The organism is Acetobacter aceti NBRC 14818, from assembly GCF_000193495.2.
Classification (GTDB): Bacteria; Pseudomonadota; Alphaproteobacteria; order Acetobacterales; family Acetobacteraceae; genus Acetobacter; species Acetobacter aceti.
In genome coordinates, this window is sequence record NZ_AP023410.1 from 2,735,265 (window position 1) to 2,760,354 (window position 25,090).

24 protein-coding genes and 1 riboswitch are annotated in these 25,090 nt (G+C 59.4%); of the genes, 6 read left to right on the plus strand and 18 right to left on the minus strand.

Going from position 1 to position 25,090, the window contains the following annotated elements; translation table 11 throughout:
- Window positions 1–55: 55 nt before the first annotated feature.
- The 7 genes from EMQ_RS12545 to EMQ_RS12575 all read right to left on the minus strand — a co-directional run bounded on the left by EMQ_RS12545 (window position 56) and on the right by EMQ_RS12575 (window position 5,798).
- A complete protein-coding gene (locus EMQ_RS12545; protein ID WP_132012021.1) occupies window positions 56–280 on the minus strand; it encodes a hypothetical protein in 225 nt (74 codons plus the stop codon).
- Window positions 281–367: 87 nt separating this feature from the next.
- Window positions 368–595: a hypothetical protein gene (locus EMQ_RS12550; RefSeq protein ID WP_010668368.1), complete on the minus strand. Its 228-nt coding sequence runs from the start codon at window positions 593–595 to the stop codon at window positions 368–370.
- Window positions 596–833: 238 nt separating this feature from the next.
- Complete coding sequence (locus EMQ_RS12555; RefSeq protein WP_010668369.1) at window positions 834–2,234, minus strand: hypothetical protein; 1,401 nt, start codon at window positions 2,232–2,234, stop codon at window positions 834–836.
- 403 nt (window positions 2,235–2,637) lie between these two features.
- Window positions 2,638–3,396 carry a precorrin-6A synthase (deacetylating) gene (gene cobF / locus EMQ_RS12560; protein ID WP_010668370.1) on the minus strand — a complete coding sequence of 253 codons (759 nt, stop codon included), beginning with the start codon at window positions 3,394–3,396 and terminating at the stop codon, window positions 2,638–2,640.
- Between the two features lie 70 nt (window positions 3,397–3,466).
- Complete coding sequence (cobM, locus tag EMQ_RS12565; protein ID WP_010668371.1) at window positions 3,467–4,255, minus strand: precorrin-4 C(11)-methyltransferase; 789 nt, start codon at window positions 4,253–4,255, stop codon at window positions 3,467–3,469.
- Window positions 4,252–4,620: a cobalamin biosynthesis protein gene (locus tag EMQ_RS12570; protein WP_010668372.1), complete on the minus strand. Its 369-nt coding sequence runs from the start codon at window positions 4,618–4,620 to the stop codon at window positions 4,252–4,254. Before EMQ_RS12570 ends, cobM begins: the two co-directional genes overlap by 4 nt.
- Window positions 4,617–5,798 carry a bifunctional cobalt-precorrin-7 (C(5))-methyltransferase/cobalt-precorrin-6B (C(15))-methyltransferase gene (locus tag EMQ_RS12575; protein ID WP_010668373.1) on the minus strand — a complete coding sequence of 394 codons (1,182 nt, stop codon included), beginning with the start codon at window positions 5,796–5,798 and terminating at the stop codon, window positions 4,617–4,619. Before EMQ_RS12575 ends, EMQ_RS12570 begins: the two co-directional genes overlap by 4 nt.
- Here EMQ_RS12575 and EMQ_RS12580 point away from each other — a divergent pair.
- Window positions 5,797–6,546 (plus strand): cobalt-precorrin-6A reductase, encoded by a 750-nt coding sequence (locus EMQ_RS12580; RefSeq protein ID WP_010668374.1) that lies wholly within the window; start codon window positions 5,797–5,799, stop codon window positions 6,544–6,546. The two genes, EMQ_RS12575 and EMQ_RS12580, sit on opposite strands and share 2 nt — an antisense overlap.
- On the opposite strand, the gene cobJ is transcribed toward EMQ_RS12580, so the two are convergent.
- The 8 genes from cobJ to EMQ_RS12620 form a co-directional block, all read right to left on the minus strand.
- Window positions 6,522–7,259: a precorrin-3B C(17)-methyltransferase gene (gene cobJ / locus EMQ_RS12585; protein ID WP_018307905.1), complete on the minus strand. Its 738-nt coding sequence runs from the start codon at window positions 7,257–7,259 to the stop codon at window positions 6,522–6,524. The two genes, EMQ_RS12580 and cobJ, sit on opposite strands and share 25 nt — an antisense overlap.
- A complete protein-coding gene (locus EMQ_RS12590) occupies window positions 7,256–8,002 on the minus strand; it encodes a precorrin-2 C(20)-methyltransferase (RefSeq protein ID WP_010666163.1) in 747 nt (248 codons plus the stop codon). Before EMQ_RS12590 ends, cobJ begins: the two co-directional genes overlap by 4 nt.
- 4 nt (window positions 8,003–8,006) lie before the next feature.
- On the minus strand, window positions 8,007–8,636 hold the full coding sequence (locus EMQ_RS12595) for a precorrin-8X methylmutase (protein WP_010666162.1): 630 nt from the start codon (window positions 8,634–8,636) through the stop codon (window positions 8,007–8,009).
- A complete protein-coding gene (gene cobG, locus EMQ_RS12600; RefSeq protein ID WP_026200037.1) occupies window positions 8,620–9,789 on the minus strand; it encodes a precorrin-3B synthase in 1,170 nt (389 codons plus the stop codon). Before cobG ends, EMQ_RS12595 begins: the two co-directional genes overlap by 17 nt.
- Window positions 9,790–9,902: 113 nt before the next feature.
- A complete protein-coding gene (locus EMQ_RS12605; RefSeq protein WP_010666159.1) occupies window positions 9,903–10,193 on the minus strand; it encodes a hypothetical protein in 291 nt (96 codons plus the stop codon).
- 1 nt (window position 10,194) lies between these two features.
- Complete coding sequence (locus EMQ_RS12610; RefSeq protein ID WP_026200036.1) at window positions 10,195–10,551, minus strand: DUF1636 family protein; 357 nt, start codon at window positions 10,549–10,551, stop codon at window positions 10,195–10,197.
- Between the two features lie 98 nt (window positions 10,552–10,649).
- Window positions 10,650–10,872, minus strand: a riboswitch (cobalamin riboswitch).
- 407 nt (window positions 10,873–11,279) lie between these two features.
- Window positions 11,280–12,854: a 2-isopropylmalate synthase gene (locus EMQ_RS12615; protein WP_010666157.1), complete on the minus strand. Its 1,575-nt coding sequence runs from the start codon at window positions 12,852–12,854 to the stop codon at window positions 11,280–11,282.
- Between the two features lie 369 nt (window positions 12,855–13,223).
- Window positions 13,224–13,652, minus strand: coding sequence for a hypothetical protein (locus EMQ_RS12620; RefSeq protein WP_010666156.1), 429 nt, complete (start codon window positions 13,650–13,652; stop codon window positions 13,224–13,226).
- Between the two features lie 1,033 nt (window positions 13,653–14,685).
- Here EMQ_RS12620 and EMQ_RS12625 point away from each other — a divergent pair.
- Window positions 14,686–15,027: a DUF2322 family protein gene (locus EMQ_RS12625; RefSeq protein ID WP_010668701.1), complete on the plus strand. Its 342-nt coding sequence runs from the start codon at window positions 14,686–14,688 to the stop codon at window positions 15,025–15,027.
- 162 nt (window positions 15,028–15,189) lie between these two features.
- On the opposite strand, the gene EMQ_RS12630 is transcribed toward EMQ_RS12625, so the two are convergent.
- Together EMQ_RS12630 and serB are read right to left on the minus strand one after the other, a co-directional pair.
- Window positions 15,190–16,437, minus strand: coding sequence for a cation:proton antiporter (locus EMQ_RS12630; RefSeq protein WP_010668700.1), 1,248 nt, complete (start codon window positions 16,435–16,437; stop codon window positions 15,190–15,192).
- Between the two features lie 93 nt (window positions 16,438–16,530).
- Window positions 16,531–17,427, minus strand: coding sequence for a phosphoserine phosphatase SerB (serB, locus tag EMQ_RS12635; RefSeq protein WP_010668699.1), 897 nt, complete (start codon window positions 17,425–17,427; stop codon window positions 16,531–16,533).
- A gap of 50 nt (window positions 17,428–17,477) precedes the next feature.
- Between serB and miaA the strand changes: the two genes are divergently transcribed.
- The 4 genes from miaA (at window position 17,478) to ilvC (ending at window position 22,214) form a co-directional block, all read left to right on the plus strand.
- Window positions 17,478–18,437 (plus strand): tRNA (adenosine(37)-N6)-dimethylallyltransferase MiaA, encoded by a 960-nt coding sequence (miaA, locus tag EMQ_RS12640; protein WP_018307903.1) that lies wholly within the window; start codon window positions 17,478–17,480, stop codon window positions 18,435–18,437.
- A gap of 162 nt (window positions 18,438–18,599) precedes the next feature.
- Window positions 18,600–20,414, plus strand: a complete 1,815-nt coding sequence (gene ilvB / locus EMQ_RS12645) for a biosynthetic-type acetolactate synthase large subunit (protein WP_010667946.1) — start codon at window positions 18,600–18,602, stop codon at window positions 20,412–20,414.
- Window positions 20,415–20,557: 143 nt separating this feature from the next.
- Window positions 20,558–21,127 (plus strand): acetolactate synthase small subunit, encoded by a 570-nt coding sequence (gene ilvN, locus EMQ_RS12650; protein WP_010666976.1) that lies wholly within the window; start codon window positions 20,558–20,560, stop codon window positions 21,125–21,127.
- 67 nt (window positions 21,128–21,194) lie between these two features.
- Complete coding sequence (gene ilvC, locus EMQ_RS12655) at window positions 21,195–22,214, plus strand: ketol-acid reductoisomerase (RefSeq protein ID WP_010666977.1); 1,020 nt, start codon at window positions 21,195–21,197, stop codon at window positions 22,212–22,214.
- 511 nt (window positions 22,215–22,725) lie between these two features.
- On the opposite strand, the gene EMQ_RS12660 is transcribed toward ilvC, so the two are convergent.
- Window positions 22,726–25,044 carry a patatin-like phospholipase family protein gene (locus tag EMQ_RS12660; protein ID WP_010666443.1) on the minus strand — a complete coding sequence of 773 codons (2,319 nt, stop codon included), beginning with the start codon at window positions 25,042–25,044 and terminating at the stop codon, window positions 22,726–22,728.
- Window positions 25,045–25,090: the final 46 nt, after the last annotated feature.

Consider the following 25,090-nt stretch of genomic DNA (forward strand, 5'->3'; position numbering starts at 1 on the left):
TTTCGAACAGAAGCGGACCTTGGAGGCGCCTCCTTGTCCGGTAGTCGATCGTCGATTAAGGCCCGTGTTTTTTGAAAAAATCCTCTACGATCAAAGGAAGGGCGGCGGCTCTCTCCGCAAGATAGGCAATCAGCGCCGTGGCATCATCGGCGCTAAGCAACCCAATGTTCGCAATCGTTGTCAGGAATTCCAACGGTGCGCTTGAAATTTTAGCGTTGAAGCTATCTGCGATTTTCTTTGCGTGTCTCAAATTATTGGCTTGACGAAAAACCGTATTCATCCCGACAATATCGAAGACGGTTTGCGAGACAGGCAAATCTGACCAGCAGGGCTCGTCAAGGAAGAGAATCTTGTCGTGATCGAACGCCTAATAGTCGCCCTCATGCTCAAGTATATTCCCATATACGCGGTCGAAATTTCCAATGAGTTGATCGAACACAAGTAGTTCGAGCGCGAACGGGCTGGTAAGGAAGCTGTCATACTCGGTCTTGATTGTTGATCCGAGGCGCTTCTCCGAGGCAAAGCAGAGGTAGCCGGCCTGGCCCTTGACGGGTTGGGCACCGCCAAGATGGTTGAGATCGGCTGGATCGAGCACGCCGATCAGTCCGGGCGAGTGCTGGATACCGACCCTACTGGCGAGAGACGTGGCGATCAGTTCCTTGGCGAGTCGGTGCGGAAGTTCGATCTTGAGGATGACGTCGATCTCACTCCCGTTGCAATCGACGGCCCGAAGAAAGCTGAGTTGGCTGCATTTCGGGCGCTACCATCAATCGGGTCGCCGACGTGGACAACCCTCCCAATCCTGATTAATTCGCTCAACTTTGCAATTTCCTCTACAGCTGGCTATTTTGGCGGCTTTCTTTGCCTAAATTCGCTGTGTCAATTTGCCACTTGAGCATTATTTCAATTTTGTCATCGGTCTTACCGGCAGCGAGATAGCGGTCCACCGTATGCGCATACATTATAATCAACGCGCGTGTGAGCGCTTGCACATCAGCCACATTCACCGACGCACCATTCTTATTGGGTGGCTCAGTGTGCAAAGTCGGCCAAGTACCATGAAGTACACGGCTTCGTGCTGTCACGATTGAAGTTGCAAACTGCTCTGCTGTAATGTCCCCCAAATCTTCATCGCAGTCGATGTCCAGTAGAGCCTTCATCCCGGTGAGGATGCGTTGTTTGCTGCCGCTTGTTTTTTCAGCACGGAGAAGTACCTCAATTGCGGTCTCCAACTTCGCAATGGCTACCGTCTCAAAGGGCTCAGCCAACGCTTGGTGGTACCACCAAGTAGCATTGCACCAAGCCTCGTCCAATTGTGGTAAAACGCCATCGCCTTCAAGGTACGAGCTCAAGCGTCGCCCGCAAGCCGAAATTGTGCTCGCATCGCGCTTGAGAATTAGCTCAAATCCGCCGGGTATGAGCGAACGCCCCGGCTCCTCGTTCTCGATATCAGGTGAAAAGCCATTGCTGTCGCGCGATAGTCGGACATGGTAAACTGGAGCACTTCGCGCACTAGCTCGCGCTGCGCGATCGAAGATTTTTGGTGGCATTACGAGCTGGAGAATTGCCAGTGCCACGTCCACAGCGATCTCAGCTGCAAGTGCGGAGCGCTTTTTCTCGCGACCGCGCACTTTAACTTCTGCAATTGTGCCTGCGTGACGAACTCGTGCAAACTCGCGAAACGGCCCGATCAATAACTCATCTATTGGAGAAAATTGTTCGTCCTTGCCTCCTGCTATTCCGAGTAGAGCCGGGCTCAGAGCTCCGAAGGCATAAAACTTAACAGGGCCAATGTCGAACGATGGCACCGCCCACGCACTTAGTGCGCAGGGAACATAGTGAATACGAATTCGATCTTGCATCGAAAACCACGATCGAATTTCAGCGCTGAGCTTATCTATCTCATCATCGGCCAGCTCTTTATCGCCGCGCTCCTTCCAAGATTTTGCCGCCATCGCCGCTAACACTTTTGCCAACGCGGCTTTGGCAACTAATTTTTCGCCGAGGCGGCTTTCAGATCGGAGGTCACTGGCCAAGTCCGCTAACGCCTGCATCCCTGCTTGTGTGAAGCCCGCCATTGTTCCCGTGGCCAGATCAGTCCAAGCCTCGACGAGCCGTTCGCGACCCTGAGCAGCCTGGAGATCGCGATCATCAAGAGGGCGCTTGCTGGGAAGCGCGAATGATCTGAACTCGGAGTGCGCGCGGCGGACAAGATTTTTCTGGTTGGGGGTCATACCTCATCAGGTATTTACGTTTTTCCATTTTGTCCATCATCAACGACGTATCTGCATACCGACTATCTACCGAGGATAACTGACAGCTACCGCCTCGTAATGATGCTAACGGCGACATCAGGTCAGAGACCCAAACCGAGGCGTTCACCGACCGCTCATCGAAGACTGAATCGTCTGGATTCCCGAAGCGGTTCTGCACGCTGGTATTTCCGGGGTTGGCGAACTGCGGCCCAGCGCGCTCAACCTTGCGAGCAACCAGTTTTGGCCTGAGCTGCCATTCCCACATCCGTATCGGAAAGGCATGAACTGGTCGGTAGCCGTCATGAACGTGAGCGCTACAAATGCCTGCTTTCGGTCATCCCTTCTCAGTAGCCGACATTCTGCTCTCCCCCCAAAGCGGCCACTAACGGGCCACGTGCCGCCGCAGCAGATAGATGTCCATGATCCAGCCATGGCGAGCGCGGGCTTCGGCCCGGGTTGCGATAATGCGCGGCCCGATCTGCGTGAGCGGGCCGGACAGCAGAATCTGCTCGGCCATACCGACATAGGCGCCCCAGTAGATGCTGATGGCATCGGCGGGGATATGTTGGAACGAGCAGTCACCATCCAGCATGACCACGACGGTATCCGTACCTGGCGGCCAGCCATGGTCACGCAACTGGCGTCCGGTGGTGACCAGAAATGGAGCGCCGATATCGTTGAGCGGGATGGCGTGGGCGGCGGCCAGCATGTTCAGCGACATAATGCCGGGAATGCTACGGATCGTCATGGGAGCCGGACTGAGCTGAGCGGCAATCCGTAGAGTGCTGTCATACAGGGCAGGGTCGCCCCAGACGAGGAGCGCGACCGTGCCGCCCTGGGGCAGGTTGGCATGGATTGCTTCATTCCACGCATGGGCGATTGCCTGGTGCCAGTGCGCGACGCCTCTGCGGTAATCGGGGTCAGCGACGTCGCGGCGGGGCATGTCAAATTCGACGATACGAACGGCTGGATTGGTCAGCACTTCCGCGCAGATGCTCCGGCGTAGTTCGGCAAGGTCAGCCTTGTCTTCACCCTTGCGCGGTATGAGGATCAGGTCGGCGGCATTGAGTTCACGTACGGCTTGGAGAGTCAGATGTTCGGGATTTCCCGTGCCGATGCCGACAAGCACCAGATCGATCATGAAACGCTCTTTCTCAGATTAGTTGCCAATGCGCCCGATGTGGCATGGTCCTGCCAATATCCGAAGCAGGTCATTCTGCCTCGGGTGCCGGGAAACGGGGCGCGGTGCCGACAGGGCGGAAGCGACGGTCGTAATCACCGGCATAGAGCCGACTTTCGCCGAATCCCGTCGCTCCGATCGCAGGACCGACCAGAATCAGCGCCGTGCGTTCCAGTTCGGTAGCTAGTGCGGACTCCAGCGTCGCCAGCGTGGCCCGGACGATGCGCTCATCCGGCCAGCTTGCGCGCCACACGATGGCGACAGGGCAGTCGGCACCATAATGCGGAGTGAGTTCGGCCAGAACGCGGTCTAGCACATGGATCGACAGATGGATCGCCAGCGTCGCGCCTGTGGCGGCGAAAGCGGCCAGATTCTCGCCCGGCGGCATGGCGGTGGCTCGACCGGAGGTGCGTGTCAGCACGACCGACTGGGCGATACCCGGAAGGGTAAGCTCCGCACCCAAGGCAGCGGCAGCGGCGGCGAAGGATGGCACACCGGGTGTGACGTCATAAGGAATGCCTAATTCACGAAGACGGCGCAGTTGCTCCCCCATGGCGGACCACACTGACAGATCGCCGGAATGCAGCCGGGCGACGTCATGGCCCGCTTCGTGCGCCGCTACGATTTCGGCGATAATCGCATCTAGCGATAGTGGGGCGGTATTCACGATGCGCACGCCGGGCGGGCAATGGTCGAGCAGCGCCGCCGGAACCAGAGATCCGGCATAAAGGCAGACGGGACTGGCTGCGATCAGGTCTCGTCCGCGCAAGGTAATGAGATCAGGTGCGCCGGGTCCGGCTCCAATGAAATGAACCGTCATGGAGTGTTCCTTTCTGCGATCGCGGCCATGGCCAGCCCGTCGGCAGAAGTCGCGCGCGGGGTGAGCAGGTAAGCGCCTGTTCCGGCGGCGGCCAATGCAGACGCTTCGGCGACACTGCCGGTGCCGTAGCGGGCCATGGCACGATCGGAACGGGTGGGTGTGCTGATATGCGCCAGCGTGTCGGCGTTCAGCGCGTGGATGGGCAGCTTCATTTCCTTCGCCAGCGCCAAAAGCGCGGGTGAGGCGGCCTTTTGCGCGACCGTGGCCAGAGCGTCGATGCCTTTGGCACCACCCGCCGCAGCCAGAGCATCACGAAGCGATGCGAGGCTGGCGGCCTGCCGGAAGCCGAAGCCTGCGACCCTCATCGTGTCACACTCCACTGCACGACAGGGCGCGCCGGGCTCCATCCGCGCATCGACCCCAGCGGTGCGGCTTTCGCCAGCTCGATACGCATCAATTCGCCGCCTTTTTGACCATGCCACAAGGCCAGCAAGGCTTCGGTTTCCAGCGTGACGCCGTTTGCGACAATCCGCGTTCCGGGCCGCAGCACGGTCCATAAATGATCCAGCAGGACCGCATTACCGCCGCCGCCGATGAAAACGGCATTCGGGGCGGGCAGGCCTTCCAGTGCGTCCGGGGCTGCGCCGTCCACAACATGCAGAAGATGATCCACACCCAGAGCCTTTGCATTGGCACGGATATTCTCGGCGCGGTCAGCGCGGCGTTCGATCGCGATCGCCTGTCCACCCGCCAGACACCATTCCGCTGAAATCGATCCCGATCCGGCACCGATATCCCACAGGATTTCACCGGGACGTGGCGCGAGAGTCGATAGCGTGAGGGCGCGGATCGGGCGCTTGGTGATCTGCCCGTCATGGAGGAAGGTGCTGTCCGGCAGACCCGACGTCCGGCTCAGGCCCTGTGGCCCCGACATGGCGATGGCAACGGCTACCGGTGCCGTGACGTCCGTAAACGCGAAATCTTCCGCAAGGACAGTGAGGATGCGCTCGCGTGGTCCTCCCAGCGCCTCCATGACATGGAGCGTGGAAGTTCCGTATCCCCGGCCGATCAACCACTGCGCCAGATCTCCGGCAGTGGGCCCATCGCGCAGCAGACAGATCGCCCGCCCGTTGGCCTGCAACACAGGGCTCAGCCGCTCGAACGGCGCTGCATGCAGCCCCAGACAGGCGATCTGTTCAAGCCGCCAGCCCAGCCGGTTCGCCGCCAGAGAAAAGGTCGATGGCGCGGGGTAGGACACCCACTCGCCGGGATCGAGGCGGTCAGCAAGGCAGGAGCCTGCGCCGAACCAGAATGGATCGCCTGATGCCAGCACCACCACTTTGCGCCCACGCTCGGCCAATACCGGATCGACTGAGAAGGGCACCGGCCATGCGCGGCCCCGGTCATCCGCCTCCACCAGCGCCAGATGGCGCGGACCGCCGAAAATCAACTCGGCACGGGCCAGCTCGGCTTGGCATGACGCCGACAAACCTGCCATGCTGTCTTCACCGATGCCGATGATCACAAGCCAGGGTTCAACCATGACGCGTGTCCTTCTGCTGGGCGGCACCACCGAAGCCAGCCAGATGGCCCGCGCATTGGCCGAAACAGGCATTGACGCCACCTTTTCCTATGCCGGTCGCACCGCATCGCCAGCGTGCCAGCCCCTGCCAGTCCGGATCGGTGGGTTCGGCGGAGTGGAGGGGCTTATCGCCTATCTTCGCGAGGCGGCAATCACTCATGTCATCGACGCCACCCATCCCTTCGCCGCCCGGATGAGCCGGAATGCGGTGGAAGCCTGTGCGGCTGTTGGCATTCCGCTGCTGGCGTTCGAGCGCGCGCCCTGGACGGCGGCGGAAGGTGACGACTGGCGTGCGGTTGCCGACATCACGGGCGCGGTCGCTGCGCTGCCCGATGAGCCAGCAAGGATCTTTCTGGCGATCGGTCGACAGTCGATCGACGCCTTCGCGGTGCGCCCACAGCACGATTACCTGTTGCGTCTGGTCGATCCGCCCGATGCCGTCCTGCCCTTGCCCAAGGCGACAGTGGTTATCGCAAAGGGACCGTTTACCTTGGCAGGGGATCTCGCCCTGATGCAGGCGCACGGCATCACCCATGTCGTGGCGAAGAACGCTGGTGGCGTGGGCGCGCGTGCGAAGCTGGATGCCGCGCGGGCGCTGGGTGTGCCGGTAATCCTGATTGATCGCCCTGTTGTGTCGCCGCGTCCTGTCGCACGCACCGTCGAGGAGGTGATGACGTGGCTTGGTCATCCCGCGCGCCTTGGCGTGTAGACATACCGGCCGACCGGTCGCGTTGCTTCATTTCCGACCAGCACCACTGTCCGCATATCGGCCATCTCGGCACGCGCTTCGGCCAGTGTCACCACGCTGATCCGTTCATCAGGTGTCGTGACGGCGCGGGCGAAGATGATCAGCCGGTCTGGTCCGCATTCCTCACGCAAGATTTCCAGCGCGCGGGCCAGTTGATGCGGGCGGCTGGCCGAGCGTGGATTGTAGAAAGCCATGGCGAAACCCGCCTGTGCCGCAAGTCGCAGCCGCCGCTCGACGAGGTCCCAGGGCTTGAGATTGTCCGACAGATTGATTGTGCAGAAATCATGACCCAGTGGCGCGCCGACCCGTGCGGCGGCGGCCAGCATGGCGGTGATGCCGGGCAGGACCCGGATCTCGACATTGGCAAAGCGAGGGGACTGTTCGACCGCTTCGAACACCGCCGAAGCCATGGCGAACACGCCGGGATCACCGGACGAGACGACGACGACCCTGCGCCCGGCCGCCGCCAGTTCCAGCGCATGAGTGGCCCGTTCCAGTTCCACGCGGTTGTCCGTGGCGTGCAGCGTCAGCCCCTCGCGTGCCGGGATGCGCGCCACATAGGGGATGTAGCCGATCACATCAGTCGCATCCGCCAAGGCGGCGGTCACTTCCGGCGTAATCAGTGCCTCGTCACCGGGACCGAGACCGGCAATGACCAGTGGCGTGACGGTCATGATTCCCCTCCATGCTCGTTTTCGGGACGGCGGCCCTGCCCATGCACCAGCACGATCGCGAAATACGGGCAGTCGTCGTCGCTGGCCTCGACAAGGCGGATCACCCGCTGGCCGGGCATGGTGCCACGCTCCACCAGCCACGCATCCTCAAGCCGACCGGAGGCGGCCAGAGCCCGGCGCACCTTGGGCAGGTTCCGGCCGGTCTTCATCACCACGAGTGCATCCGCGGCCTGCATGTGTTGTGTCAGGTCGGCCTCCGGCATCGTGCCGGTCAGCACGGTGAGCACGTCGTCGCCCCATGTGATCGGAATGTCTGTGGCGTTCCAGCAGCCGGTCATGCCGGTGATGCCGGGGACGACTTCCATCTCGACGCGGCCCTGAAGTCGTGCGTGCAGATGCATGAAGGAGCCGTAGAAGAACGGATCGCCCTCACACAGCACCACCACTTCCTGCGTCCGCGCCAGATCGGCCAGGCGACCCGCCCAGTCATCGTAAAAACTGGCCAGCGCGCTGCGATAGGCGGGACTGTTCACCGGCAGTTCGGTGGTGACGGGATATTCCATCGGATATTCGACAATGCCGGGCGCCAGCATGCCTTCGACAATCCGCCGTGCCTGACCTGCGCGTCCGGCTTTGCGGAAATAGGCCACATGGCGGGCATTGCGAATGAGCCGGTCGGCGCGCACGCTGATCAGGTCGGGATCGCCGGGGCCGAGGCCTGTGCAGATGATCTTGCCGGACATGATGCTATTCTGTCCGACTGGCCAGCGCGTTCACCGCCGCGACCGTGATCGCCGAACCGCCCAGACGCCCCCGGACCGTCAACGCGGGAACAGGCAGCGCCTCCATCAGCGCGTCCTTCGATTCCGCAGCACCGACAAACCCGACCGGGCAACCGATGATCGCCGCTGGCCGGGGACAGCTTGCGTCTTCCAGCATGTTGAGCAGGTGGAACAGGGCGGTGGGCGCGTTGCCGATGGCCACCACAGCTCCCGCGAGGTAAGGACGCCACAGTTCGAGCGCCATGGCCGAGCGGGTGTTGCCGGCCTCGCGGGCCATATCGGCTACGCGGGGGTCGTTCAGCGTGCAGATCACGTCATTGTCGGCGGGCAGGCGCGCGCGGGTAATGCCTTCGCTGACCATGCGTGCGTCGCACAGGATGGGTGCCCCGGCTTCCAGCGCCGCCCGCGCCGCGATCGCCATGTTGGGCGAGAAAGCGATGTGTTTTTCCAGACCGACCATGCCAGCCGCATGGATCATCCGTACGGCGACGATTTCTTCTTGCGGAGTGAAGCGGGCCAGATCGGCCTCCGCCCGGATGATGGCGAAGGACTGGCGGTAGATGGCAGCGCCGTTGGTTTCATACTGGTAAGGCATTTGGATTTTCCATCAGCGTTCCGGGATTGGCCAGCAACTGTTCGACCGTGAGGGAAGGGTGTGGGGAAGGGGAGGCAGCGTTGCCGTCTCTGACAAGGCCAAAGTTATGGGCTTGAGCCACGAGTGTCAGCGCTGTCGGCCCGGGATGTGCGCACCCTTTCGCACAGCCGGACACATGCAGCATCTTGTCGACAGGAACGTGCGGCGCGAGAACTCGCGCCAGTGGTCGCGTGGGTTGCAGGGCCTGGGTGCAGCCGGGCAGACCGGGACAGGCGATGACCCGCAGCAGGGGATCGTCCGGGCGCGTGATGATCCCCTCGATATCTGGTGCGATCGTCTGCCCTTCGAGCAGCAGCATGCGCCATGGTGTGACGCGCAAAGGGGCGATGTCGGCTAGGGCGGAGAGGGTGTGCGCCTGCATCTGTCCGAAGGCGAAGCCGATCATGAATCCGGCGGCCGATGGACCGGGCACGGGAGGCGACATGTCGGTCATCGGTGCGGCTTCGACTGCGGTAAAGGCGGAGGGCAACGTTGCGCCGCCAGCCAGATGCACCGCCATCCGTTTCCGACCGCCGCTGGAGATGAACCAGCGGGCCAGACTCAGCGCTGTATCCACGGCTGTGTCCGACGTAACCCGTGCGCCACTGGCAGCGCCATTGGCCCGGCAGAGCAAAGCGCCCGTAGCGTCGCGTTCGATCCGGATATCGGCGGAGACATCCCTCAGGACGGGCATCTCGCCTGTATCGACGGCAAAGCCAAATTTGCCGGGAAGGTCGAGCGTCCGGTCGTCCCGCAGGGCGTTGCTCAGCCGTTCGGCCAGTTCCGCCGTGACGTCGCCGCTCTGCCAGAATGGCGTCACGACGATATTACGTCTGGCTTCCGCTTCAGGTGTCGCGTCGACAAGACCTAGCGAGGTGAGGCTCGTGACAAGCGGGACATAGGTCGGGTCGGCAACGCCACGAATCTGGATATTGGACCGTGCGGACAAGTCGATTTGCCCATTGCCATATTGCTCGGCAAGGCGCGCAATGCCGGTGGCCTGCGCCTGGGTCAGTCGCCCGATGGAAGGACGGACACGGACAAGCAGTCCGTCACCGGAGGGCATCGGGCGAAGAGCGCCGGGACACCAGCCCTTGACTAGCGGTGCAGTCATAGTGCCTCGCACAGACTGGCGACGATGGTGTTACGACGGATCGTCCACAGACCTGCTGCGGCGAACGTGCGGAAGCGACTGTGATTTTCGCGGAAGACCACCTGCATGGTGATTTATCCCTTCCGCCTCATTTGACCCGATGGCGTGGCATGGCTCGTCTGGATATCGATAGGGTCGTGCCCGGCAATAATCATCAGCCGGGTCTGATGCGGCTGCGTGTTCCGTAGGTGATCATACCGGGTGCGCACATGCTCGCCCACGGCCATACGTATTGGTTTTCTGCTGCTGTGGGCGACGTAGTCTTTTACGCGCCGTATCTGTTGCTCGCGGATCAGGGTCGGGGCCGCTTCAGTGTCGGCTGGAGCAGAGACGGGAATTTTCGCAAAGCCGGTCGAGCAGGTCATGTCATCGCTCCTGCGGAGGGAGGCGGGCAAGGCTCTGTTTGCGGAAAATCTGCGAGCACTGGCGCCAGGGCACCAGACCGTCAGGAGTGGCGGCATAGGCAGTTGCGCCAGTCAGGATCTCGGCCGCGTCGTTTTCACTGAGACGCCCGTAGACATAGCTCCAGCAGCCGGGTGCGGTCAGTGCTATCGCGCAGCCATTACCGCAGGCGGACAAACATTCAACCGGTGCGATGGTGAGATTTTCGGGCATGGGTTTACTGGCCAGCGCGCTGTAGAGGCGAGCGCCTGCTACGGGTTGCCCCTTCACGGTCGGTTGACCTGCGCGGCAGGTCGTACAGACGAGGAGTGTCGCATTCATGTCCCAGCTCTGTTCAGCAACTGGGGTGCCCGCGGCCAAACCCCGGCCGCGAACGGACAATGGGGAGCGTCCAGCCGGTTGCAGCGCACCCCGGCTGCCCGTTGTCTCGTTTATTGGCAGGTCTCCCGGCTCCCGGATTCAGGGTTTCCCCAGTGATCGTCCACCTTCCCGACGATGCGTCAGTGGCATTGGGCGATCTTTCCGGTAACGGTCGCGGGGGCGGCTGTGCCTGGGGCGGTCCTTTCGGACAGGCCTGTCACATTCCCTCTTAGCTACTCCACAGATACTCTATAGAGCAGAACCAATAGATCGGCTGTTGGGGCAATGCGCCTCTCATGTCAAGCGATGGAGCCTATCATGACCCATGCATCGGATCCGGCCGACGGTAATAGCTTGGGTGATACTGCCCGTAAGGTCGGACGCAACAGGATCATGGTCTTCACTCACGCAAGGGAAAAGGGTTGCTGATCATCCATGCCAGGGTCAGAGACAGGAAATTCTTATCAGGTTTCGGGATGATCCTGCGTGGTGGTCCATCTGGCTGTCGGCAAGGGCTCTAAGGCTGAACTCACCGGGAGCGGATAGCCAATAAGCGCTGCTTTGAACGGGTATCGGGTCTTTCTGCGTTCCCGCGCAAAGTAGTCTCATCAGCAGACAAGACAAAACGCCATAAAAAAAGCCGCCCCATGAAAGGACGGCTTTATACTGCTTAATAAAAGAAGCAGACCTCAGCTCACCACCAGCTCTTCCGGCTCGCTGCGGGTCCGTTTGACCAGCAACTTGTTTAGGGCGTGGATGTAGGAACGGACGGCGGAAACGACCGTGTCAGCGTCAGCGCCCTGACCATCGACCATCTTGCCCTCTTCTTCCAGACGCACCGTTGTGCGTGCCTGCGCATCGGTGCCTTCGGTGACAGCGCCGACAGAGAACAGGGCCAGACGCGCATCGTGCGGGAAGGCGCTGCGGATCGCATTGAAGGCTGCATCAACGGGACCGTTGCCGTTGGCTGTCGTTTCCACGGCTTCACCGTCGATTTCCAGAACCAGCGTGGCTTCGGCAGGACGCTGTGAACCGGCGACGACGTCCAGCGACAGGAAGCGGATACGGGCGTGATCGCGAACTTCATCGTCAACCAGCGCGATGATGTCCTCGTCGTAGACAACCTTCTTGCTGTCAGCCAGATCCTTGAAGCGCTGGAAGGCTTCATTCATCTTTTCATCGCTGATCGTGTAACCCAGCGCTGCCAGCTTGTCGCGGAAGGCCGCACGCCCGGAATGTTTGCCCAGCACCAGCGACGTCTTGGACCAGCCGACGCTTTCCGGCGTCATGATCTCGTAGGTCGCGGCGTTCTTCAGCACACCATCCTGATGGATGCCGCTTTCATGCGCGAAGGCATTGCGGCCGACGATGGCCTTGTTCGGCTGAACATCGAAACCTGTTGTCGTGGACAGCATCTTTGACAGCTTCAGCAGCTTCGTCGTCTCGATGCGGTTGGTGTAGGGATACTGGTCATGGCGGGTGCGGATCGCCATGACGATCTCTTCCAGCGCCGCGTTGCCTGCACGTTCGCCGATGCCGTTGATCGTACACTCGATCTGGCGAGCGCCACCGCGCAGGGAGGCCAGCGTGTTGGCCACACCCAGACCCAGATCATTATGATTGTGGGCGGAGAAGATGACCTGATCCGCGCCCGGCACGCGCTCCTTCAGCATGGAGAAGATGCGCTCCATGTCTTCCGGCGTGGCGTAGCCGACCGTGTCGGGGATGTTGATGGTCGTAGCGCCAGCCTTGATCGCGGCCTCGACGCAGCGGCACAGGAAATCCGGCTCGGTACGCGAGCCGTCTTCCGCTGACCATTCGACGTCGTCCGTCAGGTTGCGGGCGGCCTTGTTGCCGGTGGTGATGATTTCCAGAACCGTCTCGGGCTCCATCCGCAGCTTGTATTTCATGTGCAGCGGAGAGGTGGAGATGAAGTTGTGGATACGACCACGCTCGGCGTGCCGGATGGCGTCGCCTGCCGCCTGAATGTCGTTCTTGCCGCCGGAACGGGCCAGCGCGCAGACAACCGAGCCTTTCACGACACGGGCGATTTCAGCGACGGACTGGAAGTCACCCTTGGACGCAACGGGGAAACCCGCCTCAATCACGTCCACGCCGAGGTCGGCCAGCGCTGCGGCCATGCGCAGTTTCTCTTCCAGATTCATGGAGAAGCCCGGCGACTGCTCGCCGTCACGCAGCGTTGTATCGAAGATGAAAACCCGATCGTCGGTGATGCGGCCGAAGGAAGGATGGTCGAAGGTCATGAAAAGCCCCGGTATGACGTGTCTTGGTCCCTGTTTCGTCCTTTTAGGCACGAAACGCTCTGCTGACGATATCCCCTAAGCGTTATCGGCAACGCATGCCGATGGGCGCGCTCAGGGGCGGATAAGTCGAAGGAGAAGCTGGGAGAGGCCGCGCGTAGTCGTGGCGCTGAAGCGCTTCATCGACTCGGAACGGGCGGCGGCAATAGTCATGCTGGTCAAAATACTGGATCAGCAGAGAGATGCAACCCAAAGATGGATGCAATCTGCGTGTGCAGAATGGGTGCCTGTGCGTTGCCCTGTGTGGGCCAGGCTTTTCATCGCAAGGCTACGGCTGACAGCGCAATCTGTCAGCCGTAGCGTCAGGAGTGCTCAGTCCTGAAGTGGGAGAAGGAAGGTGCCATCGTCCAGCTCGGTGCCGCGCTGGGCAGCATGAGCGCAGGATGCTGTGCGAACGTCGCTTTCTGCAGCGGTCAGGTCAACCATCTGACCCGGACCGACCATCAGCTTTCCGACGCCACCAGCGGCATAGGCTGGGTCGTTTTTCACATCGGCGCGCTTGGCCAGCGAGCGACCGAGCGAACGCACCGTGGTGTCGTCATCAATATCGTGCGCGTAGCAATAGTACATCAGACCGGCGATGTTGCCGACGGAGGCGTTGTCCACTGTCGGGCCAGGTCCCACAGGAGCCTCAGCCACGGAAGGAGCCGCTGCGGGAGCGGCCTGAGCGGACACCACACCAGCGACCAGTGTCAAACCGCATGCAGCTGCAAGAGCTGCGGATTTGCACAGTGATTTCATGAAAAATCTCCTGAAAACCAAATTGACGCACTAGTGTTCGCTTCTCTCACGATGGGCGCAAGAGGTCTGGATGCTGGTCTGTTATGCGGGAGTTCTTCTGATTTTTGGCTGTTTACCACCAATTCGGACCGGATAGGTCTTTAATTATTCATTGATATGCTTTTTCTGTGTATAGTTGTCTTTCACATCGTGAATGGTTTCTTTTTGGAATGTAGCTGTTTCGATAAGCTATCGATCTGTCTCCGGTTTCTTGAGTGCGCTTTGAGAAGAAGGGGCTTGTTGGGTTCGGTTCAGAACTGGGGTTGGTGAGCCAGTTTTGCTTGAACGCAGCGCGTTTCAGGGAGCGTCCAGAACGCCTCTGGCGACGGTTTTCCTGTCTGTCGAGGGTGCAAGACCAGACGAATATCGACATCAAGCCGGGTATGTCTGTTTTTGAGGCTTTGGACTGACGCTCGCCTTATTAGCAGCAGGCATGGTGTTCTGTTGACGAGTGGTTTCCGTCGCTTCGATCATGCAGGTTACCCTGCGCCATGCCGGAAAACAGCTGACGTTTTCATCCTGTTGTTCTTGATTCCTAGCGACAGAGAAAAATACCGATTTGGCGAATGAAATATATGTGAGTCCGATAAACTTAATTTGTGTATAAAACATATTCGTTTTGTATTGAAATTCGTGATGTCGTGTGAGAGGCTGTTTGTGTCGGATAAGAACAATAAGAAATGGCGGCGACCTTCGGGTCGCCGTTTTCATGTTCTCTGCTTGGAAACCGGGTTCAGCGGGGCTTCTGTTCAATGTCTCCTGACGGACAGTCCGATAATGCATGCGATCATCACCATGAGACCTGAATGTCGGGTGCATGCATTGCCATTATGCGCCGATGCTGGAACACAATGACCCGAACCTGCATATAGGCAAGCCCATTGTGAAATAGGGTCAGGGTGAAGTCGAAAAGCGTGCTTCTTGGCATCCTGAAGCATGAAGTGCTGCCTCAGACAGGTTTTTGGTGAGTGTCAGAAAGGCAGGAGTTCGACAGATGCTACAAAAGATTCAGCCGGGTACGATTTTCAAGGAAAATCTCCAGAAACTGCCTTCCATCGAGGGAGTGCAGCGCATCGACCTGCTCGACGGTACGGGTAAGGTTGTCGCCAGCATTGAAAACCAGCCGGGAAAGCAGGGCTCGCTGGCTGTTTATCAATATCTCAAACAGGCTTTCGGCAAACTCGACGCAAACGCTGCCGAGCATGGTCTGGCTGTTTTTGGTGAGCATACGCTGGACGCACGCAATCGACCGGGAGCTCATCCCAATATTGATCGTTTGCTTGTAATTGCTGCTGGCGAAGCGCCGTTGGAGATCGAAGTTATTCCGGCTCGGTAAACGACGGTCTTCTGTAAAAGGAAGCCGCCTACAATACTTTCAAAGCTGATCACAGCTTCAGGGCTTTGCCCCGAACCCTCTCAAAGGGATGTCGTCCCTTTGATCCTGCTTTGTATTGGGTGGTGAGAGAGAAACATCCTGCCCCGAATGGCTCTCCAAGCCTTACGGAGCAGGATAGAACCGTCTCACCACCCGTTCCATGGTGAGACCCTGCACGATGATGGTGAACACGACGACACCGTAACAGATCGGCAGCACCAGAGTACGCAGATCACCTTGCGGCAGACCAAGCGCCAGCGACAGCGAGATGCCACCGCGTAGGCCGCCCCATGTCAGGATGCTGAGCAGTCTTCCCTTGTCCCAGTGTCTCAGATGGAGAGGCAGCGTCGAGAGAAATACGCTCAGGCCACGTCCCAGAATGGACAATGGGACAACAAGAAGCATGGCCGCCAGCGAAGAGAGATGCAGCGGAATTTCGAGGATCTCAAAGCCGATCAGCAGAAACAGCAGAACATTCAGCACTTCGTCGATGAGCGTCCACGCGATGTTCAGTTCCTTGCGTCCGTGCTCATCAAAGATGGACTGGCTGTAGTGCGTGCCAAGGCAGAGACCGGCGACAACCACAGCGACAGCTCCCGACATGCCGAAATAACTGGCGACACTGTATGTGCCCGTCGCCAGCGCGAGCGAGGCGATCAGTTGCGTATGCGCATCCTTGCTGGAACGCAGCAGGAAAAGGGTCAGCCAGCCGGTCGCAGCGCCCAGCAGTGCGCCACCACAGGCTTCCCACAGAAACCCCTCGGCAATCTGGGTGAAGGTGACATGGCTGGCGTCACCTGTCGCAAGGCCGATCGTCACGCCGAAAATGACGATGCTGATACCGTCATTGAACAGACTTTCGCCTGCAAAGATTGCCTGAATATCCTGTGGCAGGCCCAGACGCTGCAACATGCCGATAACGGCGACGGGGTCGGTCGGTGCAAGGATCGCGCCCAGTATGACGCACCACGAGAAGGGGATATTCATTCCCAGAAGCGGAAAGATCAGCCAGACAGCACTGGCCAGCAGCAGGACGGCGAGCACCGTCCCCAGAACCGCGAGCGCCGTGACAGATTTCAGCTTTGAGCGAAAGCAACCGAGATTGACGCCCAGTGCTCCGGCAAACAGCAGCAGAGACAGTGCTCCGTTCAGCAGGGCTTCCGGCAGATTGACGCTGCCAAGAACTGACCGTGCGAACACCCGCGGATCATAAGCCGGACAGAGCAGCCCGGTCGCAATAATCAGCAGGGACGCCGCGATGGATATCAGCATGACACCAATCGTCATCGGCAACCGAAGCCAGCGGTCATTCACAATACTGAAGACCGCAGACAGGGTCAGAAGAAGCGCCAGCAGACCAAGAGTATTCATACCTCCCGGTCGCGCTCCGGGCCCTCAGATGTCAAGAAGAATGCGACAGACGACTCTTTCCGTCATATTTCGTCACAAAACCCCTGAGGTGTTTTAGTCCTCGACCAGTTCTGAAGCGCGATAACCCTGCGCGAACAGGGCAGTACGCAACGTGCCGTGCTCAATCCGGTTCACAATCTCCCTCCGCACTACGGGTTTCGCGTGGAAGCCAATGCCAAGGCCCGCTGCACGCAACATGGGCAGGTCGTTGGCACCGTCACCGATCGTCAGGGCCGCACTCAGAGGTGCGCCAGCGGTGGCGGCGATACGGATGAGGTGCTGCAATTTGGCGTCAGGGCCGAGAATGGGTTCGCCGACCGTGCCGTCCAGCGTGTCACCTGTGACATTCAGGATATTGGCGTGGTTCTCGGCAAAACCGCATGCCGCTCCAACGCGGGCGGTGAACCAGGTAAAGCCGCCGGAGACCAGTGCTGTCGCTGCACCGTTTGCCTTCATGGTCTGCACCAGCGTGCGGGCACCGGGATTGATTTTTACGTCTTTCCACGCGTCTTCCAGCAGGGAGGCCGGTAGATCGCGCAGAAACGCCACACGGTTGCGGAGCGAGGTCTGGAAGTCGATTTCGCCATTCATCGAACGGCGGGTGACGGCGGCGACTTCTTCTCCAATGCCCGGACGGATGCGCTCGGCATGAGCGGCGATATCGTCCAGCGTTTCATTGGCGACGATGGTGCTGTCCATGTCGGCCACAAGGATTTTCCTGCGCCGGTTTTCGCTCGGACCATACAGCACATCGATAGCGCGATCCGTCAGGGCGAGGCGGATGGCGTCGATCTGTGCTGGCGTGAGGGGCGCGCAGGCGATATCGACAGCCTCGCCCGGCGAGAGGATGGTCGTCTCGCCCCCTGCGGCCAGCGTGCTGGCCAGCGCAATGTCCTGGGGTGTGAGGGATGTGGCTTCGCGGTTCGCGACGAGTGTCAGAATAGCGCTCATAATGATGCTGCGTGTGACAGGGTTGATGGCTGGAGGCAAGCGACAGGATGATGAAGAAAACGGACACCAGCCGTGCGGCGCTGATTGTCGCAGGGCCGACATGCTCCGGAAAGTCCGCGCTGGCCATCGCTCTGGGCGAGCAGTTGAACGGCACCGTCATCAATGCGGATTCGATGCAGGTTTACCGCGAACTGCGGGTGCTGACCGCCCGCCCGACATCGGAAGAGGAGGCGCGTCTTCCGCACCGGCTGTATGGCGTCAGCCCAGCAGCCGAAGCCCGCAGCGTGGCGTGGTGGCGACTGGAAGCGCTGGCCGCGATGGAAGAAGCGTGGGCGGCGGGTCGCCTGCCCATTCTGTGCGGCGGTACCGGCATGTATCTGCGCGCCTTGACCAATGGACTGGCCGAAATCCCGGAAGCCAGCGCAGAGGCGCGGGAAGAAGCGCGTGCGCTCGCGGCTGACCCCGCTGCTTTGCATGACCGTCTTATGGCGGTGGACCCGGACACGGCGGGCGGGTTGCGTCCCACCGACCCACAGCGTCTGGCCCGGGCATGGGAGGTCTGGCGCAGCACGGGGAGGGGGCTGGCATGGTGGCGGGCGCAGCCGGGCCTGCCTGCCGCGGACTGTCAGTTCAAGGCGATCCGCCTCGACCCGGCGCGGGATGTGCTGCGCGCCGCCATCGCCCGCCGCTTCGGTCTGATGATCGAGCAAGGAGCCATAGAAGAAGTCCGCGCCCTGCTGGAGCAGCACCTCGATCCTGCGCTTCCCGCAATGCGGGCGCATGGCGTGCCGGAACTTTCGGCCATGCTGCGGGGAGAGATCAGTCTTGCCACCGCGGAAGAGCGGGCGGTGCTGGCGACAGGCCGTTACACCAAGCGTCAGGCCACATGGTTCGCGCATCAGCCTCTCGTCAGTCCAGAGGACACGATTATTATCGAAAACAGAATTGCCCTTAATGAGCAATTTTTGAAAAGAAAAATCCCGGAAATTATATCTTTCATGCAAAAGTAGGTTGACGCTCCGACGGGTGAGGCTTAAACCACCCCTCCACCTTCCGACACTGACGCCGGAGGTCCAGCCCTGCCGATGCGCGAAACGCGGTCGGCTCAACACAGCAAACCCGGGTGAAAACAGGTCCCACAGAGACGGGTGCCCACCTTGCGGGAGACGACGATGAACGCCACCACACAGACGATTGCGACCCAGCCCGACGCCAGCACCACGCTGACCGGCGCCGAGGTGCTCATGAAGGTTCTTGTGGATCAGGGCGTCGAGGTCGTCTTCGGCTATCCGGGAGGCGCGGTCCTTCCGATTTACGATGCGTTGTTCCAGCAGGATCGCATCCGCCACATTCTCGTGCGCCACGAACAGGCCGCCGTGCATGCCGCCGAAGCCTATGCCCGCTCGACCGGTCGCGTGGGCGTGGTGCTGGTGACCAGTGGCCCCGGCGCGACCAACGCCGTGACGGGTCTGCTCGACGCGCTGATGGATTCCGTGCCCGTCGTTTGTCTGACAGGGCAGGTGCCGGTGTCGCTGATCGGCAACGACGCGTTCCAGGAAGCCGACACCACCGGCATCACGCGCCCGGCCACGAAATACAACTATCTGGTCAAGCGCCCGGAAGAGTTGGCCCCCGTGGTCAACGAGGCCTTCGAGATCGCCCGCTCCGGCCGCCCCGGCCCGGTGGTGGTCGATCTGCCGAAGAACATCACCGTCGGCCCGGCCCCCTACGCGCCGCCAAGCCGCACGCCGCGCGCGTCCTACCAGCCGCGCACCGAGCCGGACCGTAAGGCCGTCGCCCGCGCCGTCGCGGCCATGAAGTCGGCCAAGCGCCCGCTGTTCTATGTCGGCGGCGGCGTGATCAACGCAGGCAAGGAAGCCTGCGCCGATCTCACGCGCCTTATCCATATGACCGGCTTCCCCTGCACCGCCACCCTGATGGGCCTCGGCGCGTTCCCCGGCAGCGACAAGCAGTTCCTCGGCATGCTGGGCATGCACGGCACCTACGAAGCCAATCTGGCCACGCATGACTGCGACGTGCTGATCGCCCTTGGTTCCCGTTTCGATGACCGGGTGACCGGTCGCGTCGATGCGTTCTCGCCGCACTCCTTCAAGATCCACGCCGACATCGACCCCTCGCAGATCAACAAGATCATCCGTGTAGACGTGCCGATCGTTGGTGACGCCGGACGCATCATCGCCATGATGATCGAGGAATGGGAGGCACAGACCGCCAAACCGGACACGAAGGCGCTGGAAACATGGTGGTCCCGCATCAAAGCATGGAAGGCGCTCGACTGCCTGCGCTTCACGCAGGACAAGTCTGCGGACGCCATCATCAAGCCGCAGCAGGCCATCAAGCGCATCTATGAACTGGCCGTCGAGACTGGCCGTGAGACCTTCGTGTCCACGGAAGTCGGTCAGCATCAGATGTGGGCCGCCCAGTTCTTCAAGTTCGAAAGCCCGAACCACTGGCTGACCTCTGGCGGTCTTGGCACGATGGGCTACGGCCTCCCCGCCGCCGTCGGCGCACAGGTCGCGCACCCGGATGCGCTGGTCATCGACATCTCCGGTGAAGCCTCGGCCCTGATGAACATTCAGGAACTGGGAACCATCGCCCAGTATCGCCTGCCAGTGAAGATCTTCCTGATCAACAACCACTATATGGGCATGGTTCGTCAGTGGCAGGAACTGCTCCACGGCTCCCGCTATTCCGAGAGCTACAGCGACGCGCTGCCGGACTTCGTGAAGCTGGCCGACAGCTTCCACGCCAAGGGCTTCCGCGCTACGAAGATGAGCGAACTGGATGACACCATTCGCGCCGCTCTGGAGCATGACGGTGCGGCGGTCATCGACATCTGCGTGGCGGAGGGAGAGAACTGCTTCCCGATGATTCCGTCTGGCGCGGCCCATAACGAGATGATCCTCGGCCCGGAGCAGGAAGAGAAGGGCGCGGAAATTACCGACGAGGGGAAGATGCTCGTTTAAAGACCGCATTCCCGCGTGTAGCGCTTCCTTTTCTTCAGAAAAAGAAAAGGAAGCGCCGCACATCGCCCATGCTCTTCCCTTTTACGCCCGGCGCGGTTACAGCCGCCCGGACGTCGTAACGGATCGGACTCCGGATTCAGTCGATGAAGCATTTTTCTGACCTGTCGGCCCCGACAGCCTCGTTCTCTCCCGACGGCCTCGCCTCGGGTGGCGAAAACATCACCCGCGCCGTGATTTCCGTGCTCGTGGACAATGAAAGCGGCGTTCTCGCCCGCGTGGTCGGCCTGTTCTCCGGTCGCGGCTACAATATCGAGAGCCTGACCGTCGCCCCGGTCGAAGGGGGCGGCACACGCTCGCGCATCAATATCGTGACCTCCGGCACGCCCGAGATCATCGAACAGATACGCGCCCAGCTCGACCGACAGGTTCCGGTCTGCCGAGTTGCCAACCTGACAACGCTTGGTCCACATATCGCCCGCGAGATGGTGCTTGTGAAAGTCGTCTCCACTGGCGAGGCCCGCACAGAGGCGCTCCGCATTGCGGAAGCCTTCCGGGCCCGCGCCGTGGACACGACCGCAAGCTCTTTTGTGTTCGAACTGACGGGAGCAAGCGACAAGCTGGACAGTTTCATCGAACTGATGCGACCCATCGGTCTCGCTGAAGTTTCCCGCACCGGTGTCGCCGGTCTCACCCGAGGCCCCCGCACCCTCTGAGTTTCCTTTTCGGGGTGACGCCACAGGCGCGCTCCGGTTTCTGCACTGAAAGGCATACATTATGTCCATGCGCGTCTATTACGATCGCGACGCCGACGTTAACCTGATCAAGAACAAGAAGGTCGCCATCATCGGTTACGGCAGCCAAGGCCACGCCCATGCCAACAACCTGAAGGACAGTGGCGTCAAGGAGATCGTGATCGGTCTGCGCCCGACTTCCTCCGCCGTCGCCAAGGCCGAAGCCGCTGGCTTCAAGGTCATGACGCCTGACGAAGCCGCCAAGTGGGCCGACGTCGTCATGGTTCTGACCCCCGACGAAGGTCAGGGCGCGCTCTACAAGGAATCCCTTGAGAAGAACCTGAAGCAGGGTGCTGCCCTTGCTTTCGCGCATGGTCTGTCCATCCACTTCCGCATCATCGAAGCGCGTCCTGACCTCGACGTGTTCCTGATCGCGCCGAAGGGCCCGGGCCACACGGTTCGTTCCGAATACCAGCGTGGCGGCGGCGTGCCGTCCCTCGTCGCCGTGGCGCAGAACGCTTCCGGCAACGCTCTGGAGATCGCTCTCTCCTACGCTTCCGCCAATGGTGGTGGCCGTGCAGGCATCATCGAGACGACCTTCAAGGAAGAAGTCGAAACCGATCTGTTCGGGGAGCAGGCTGTTCTCTGCGGTGGTCTGGTCGAGCTGATCCGCGCTGGCTTCGAGACGCTGGTGGAAGCCGGTTACGCTCCCGAGATGGCCTACTTCGAGTGCCTTCACGAGATGAAGCTGATCGTCGACCTCATCTATGAGGGCGGCATCGCCAACATGAACTACTCCATCTCCAACACCGCCGAATACGGCGAATACGTCTCCGGCCCGCGCGTTGTTACGCCGGAAACGAAGGCAGAGATGAAGCGCATCCTGAACGACATTCAGGACGGCACGTTCGTGCGTAACTTCATCCTCGAAAACCAGTCCGGCAATGTCGGCTTCAAGGCCGTCCGCGCCCGCAACGACGCCCACCCGATCGAGGCTACCGGCGAAAAGCTGCGCGCCATGATGCCGTGGATCGCCAAGTCCAAGCTGGTCGACAAGACGAAGAACTGATTACAGCATGAAGACCCGGCGTGGGTGACTGCGTCGGGGATTGTGTGAGAAAGGCCTTCCGCTGGTGTTCCTGGTGGAAGGCCTTTTTTGTTGGGGGAGTGTTGGCGGGGCTTTGCCCCGTGCCTCATAATGAGACGTGTCCCTTTTGATCCCGGTTTATTGTTTATGGTTTGATAGATTGCATGGCTGCTTTCGTCTCATGCCGGACATAGAAACATCCAAGCAATTTTTCGCAAAACGGATAGGGTGCCCCTGACCGCCACAAACGATTCGGATCAATCCCATGCAATTCATTGTCCTCCTACTTCAAAGCGGAATAGTCCATTTTTGGGCTGCCAAGGATGATCCCGCAGGTAATTTCAGCATGGGCTGGAGCAAATCCGATCAGAAAAATGCAAAGGGCAATCTACAAGTTTAAGAACGCATTACATAGATATTTCATGGAAAACTTCTTTTATTACAATCGCGAGTTCTTCACCCTTTCCGAGGCAAGTCCATACGACGATCTGGCTTATATAATGGAAAGCGTCGTGCGGATTTGGGGGACCGTCAACATACGCTCGACGCAGGCGAAGCCGAGTTTTCGATAGGCCTCGAAACGAGCCTCATCAAAGAACTGATTAAGGGTGGTGTCGTGAGGAAAGGCAGGAAAAGTTCCTTTGAACCCAAGAATATCCAGTTGTAGAGTATCAAAAATCGCTGGCTTGATGTAATAAAGCGTTCCGGTAGCTCCGCTTTTATAAATAATGTCAGCAACGGCAAACGGCGTTTTCGCGAACGGAATGTCAGCAGGGAAATAACCACTCCGCTGAGTGGGCATAAGGGGACCAAGTAGTGGCTTGGTCTGGAATCTGAAAATCACCCCGAAATCCGCTTCGGCTCGGCTGATGAGGTTCTGCAGATCGGAAAAAGCAAGGTTCGGGTCCGCCGTCGCATCACACGCCACGATGGTGCACACCTCTCGGCGCAGCAACTCGTAAACACCTAGATTTTCAAAATGACCACCATCGGTCAGTTCAAGAAACCGTCCGGAACCACCAGTGCCGCAACTGTTGGAAAAGAGGCCTGGCGAAAAATGGTTCGGCACAGGCGCATGACGACTATGAGCAGCCCGCCGTGGATTAGGCAACCAGTATCCGAGACGAATGTTGAGCAATTTCATAAGTCTGCCGAAAACTTTGTTGCGTTGCGGTCCAACTCCTGAATCTGCTGCTCCTGGATTGACGGCGGCTCCAGATATGGCCATCGCGGTAGCGAGAGTAATGTGTTTAAAGGCCGGGTTTTCGGCTGTTCTATGCCAGCCTGTGACATCGCTCCCCGAATAGTGCGGAGCAAAGACAAAACTCACTCCTCCGCGCAGGCGCCAGCGGGCTAGGATGCCTTCATCAATCGGCAACCGCCTCTCGCTGATCGTATCTTTTCTGAGGTTCGATATCATCAAATGAGTATTGATCAGGTGGTAAGGCCCTGCCGGTGCGCCTTTTCGGTCGCACATCTCACAAAGCTTACCAGTATCTGCAGCGAGGTTACTTTCTCCAAGCGGAAAACCTCTGTTATCTAAGTCCGGCATAAAAGCTGCCATAAGACTGTCCCGATAAAAACGGTGCAGCGTTGTTTCGTTCAGGTCGACGATCAACCCGACGAAGAATGCTATACAGACCGAAAATCCGAAAATTGCGACTGGTAAAAACGGTTCGCGAAATATGGCATTTGATTGAAACAGATAAAATAGGAATTTGAGTATACCGCGATTGTCCACTTCGCGAAGAATAGCCTCAGAATGAAACAAATAAGACGAAAGAAAATATGACAGAATCACGAGACCATAGAGGATTAGACCTGCACCGATCGGACCACTCCATGCAGGAATTCTGGTGGTGGATGCTCCTCTCGGCATGAGGCGGCTCCATATTCCCAGCAGAGACCCAGCACCCGTCAGGAATGAGCCAAGAAAGGGCAGAGTTAAGTAAGTGGGTAGATGAGATGCGATGAATGGAATGCTCTCCAGTGTTAGGAAGACACTGAGGACCAACAAAATCGAAGCACCAAGTCGTTCGAATTCACGACGTGCCGAATATCGAAGGAATGGATTTAGGTCTGACCAGCTAGAGAAATAAGCCGACAGACCCGACCCAACAGAGTAGTAAATTGAGGCTAGAAGAAAAACAGATATAACCGAAAAGGAGAATATCCAGGATAGAAAATAGGGAGTAATACTTCCGTGTAGCACCCACTGCGAAAAGGGAGACTGAAGCGAATACCGTAGGAATTCGCAAGTCAGATAGCGGTGCACGGCGCGGACAAACACCATTACCAAAGTAAAAAGCGGCAGCCAGATAACGAGCAGATTCAGGATGAGTCCCCGAGCTACCACGGCGGCCCCCCTCATCAGTCCAAACCGGTCTCCTCTGTCGAGATAGCTGCCATGGCGCCGGAGATAGGACAGAAGCGGAGTAGAGGCCGGTTTCTCTGGTGGTGCCTCTGCTGGATCATCAATACCATAGGGCAAGGTATCAGCATCAACTCCGCATCCGTTTTGAGTACTCGAAAACCATGTTAGGGACGATCCGATATATCCGCCGCCTGAAACGGTCGAGAGGTAATCGAACCTTCTGAGTATACCATTTTTTGCAAGCGCTTGGATAACCCCGAGGCAGAACACTGCTGAACGAATACCGCCCCCCGACAGGCTGAGGCCGGTAAGGGGCAGATCGTCTTCTCGATCCTTCTCTTTCCGCCATTTGCTGATAAAATCTCTTTCTGCGGTAAGTGCCGCCTCAAGGTCTGAACCGGTAGTTCCCTGAAGTTTAGCCGTCATATTATCAAGCATTGTTAAACTCCTTATATTTTAGATGCATTTCCTTTTTGTGACTGTA

Coding starts and splice junctions, on each gene's coding strand:
- EMQ_RS12545 (WP_132012021.1), bottom strand. CDS start 280: ATGAATACGGTTTTTCGTCAAGCCAATAATTTGAGACACGCAAAGAAA.
- EMQ_RS12555 (WP_010668369.1), bottom strand. CDS start 2,234: ATGACCCCCAACCAGAAAAATCTTGTCCGCCGCGCGCACTCCGAGTTC.
- cobF (WP_010668370.1), bottom strand. CDS start 3,396: ATGATCGATCTGGTGCTTGTCGGCATCGGCACGGGAAATCCCGAACAT.
- cobM (WP_010668371.1), bottom strand. CDS start 4,255: ATGACGGTTCATTTCATTGGAGCCGGACCCGGCGCACCTGATCTCATT.
- EMQ_RS12570 (WP_010668372.1), bottom strand. CDS start 4,620: ATGAGGGTCGCAGGCTTCGGCTTCCGGCAGGCCGCCAGCCTCGCATCG.
- EMQ_RS12580 (WP_010668374.1), top strand. CDS start 5,797: ATGACGCGTGTCCTTCTGCTGGGCGGCACCACCGAAGCCAGCCAGATG.
- EMQ_RS12575 (WP_010668373.1), bottom strand. CDS start 5,798: ATGGTTGAACCCTGGCTTGTGATCATCGGCATCGGTGAAGACAGCATG.
- cobJ (WP_018307905.1), bottom strand. CDS start 7,259: ATGACCGTCACGCCACTGGTCATTGCCGGTCTCGGTCCCGGTGACGAG.
- EMQ_RS12590 (WP_010666163.1), bottom strand. CDS start 8,002: ATGTCCGGCAAGATCATCTGCACAGGCCTCGGCCCCGGCGATCCCGAC.
- EMQ_RS12595 (WP_010666162.1), bottom strand. CDS start 8,636: ATGCCTTACCAGTATGAAACCAACGGCGCTGCCATCTACCGCCAGTCC.
- cobG (WP_026200037.1), bottom strand. CDS start 9,789: ATGACTGCACCGCTAGTCAAGGGCTGGTGTCCCGGCGCTCTTCGCCCG.
- EMQ_RS12605 (WP_010666159.1), bottom strand. CDS start 10,193: ATGACCTGCTCGACCGGCTTTGCGAAAATTCCCGTCTCTGCTCCAGCC.
- EMQ_RS12610 (WP_026200036.1), bottom strand. CDS start 10,551: ATGAATGCGACACTCCTCGTCTGTACGACCTGCCGCGCAGGTCAACCG.
- EMQ_RS12615 (WP_010666157.1), bottom strand. CDS start 12,854: ATGACCTTCGACCATCCTTCCTTCGGCCGCATCACCGACGATCGGGTT.
- EMQ_RS12620 (WP_010666156.1), bottom strand. CDS start 13,652: ATGAAATCACTGTGCAAATCCGCAGCTCTTGCAGCTGCATGCGGTTTG.
- EMQ_RS12625 (WP_010668701.1), top strand. CDS start 14,686: ATGCTACAAAAGATTCAGCCGGGTACGATTTTCAAGGAAAATCTCCAG.
- EMQ_RS12630 (WP_010668700.1), bottom strand. CDS start 16,437: ATGAATACTCTTGGTCTGCTGGCGCTTCTTCTGACCCTGTCTGCGGTC.
- serB (WP_010668699.1), bottom strand. CDS start 17,427: ATGAGCGCTATTCTGACACTCGTCGCGAACCGCGAAGCCACATCCCTC.
- miaA (WP_018307903.1), top strand. CDS start 17,478: ATGAAGAAAACGGACACCAGCCGTGCGGCGCTGATTGTCGCAGGGCCG.
- ilvB (WP_010667946.1), top strand. CDS start 18,600: ATGAACGCCACCACACAGACGATTGCGACCCAGCCCGACGCCAGCACC.
- ilvN (WP_010666976.1), top strand. CDS start 20,558: ATGAAGCATTTTTCTGACCTGTCGGCCCCGACAGCCTCGTTCTCTCCC.
- ilvC (WP_010666977.1), top strand. CDS start 21,195: ATGCGCGTCTATTACGATCGCGACGCCGACGTTAACCTGATCAAGAAC.
- EMQ_RS12660 (WP_010666443.1), bottom strand. CDS start 25,044: ATGCTTGATAATATGACGGCTAAACTTCAGGGAACTACCGGTTCAGAC.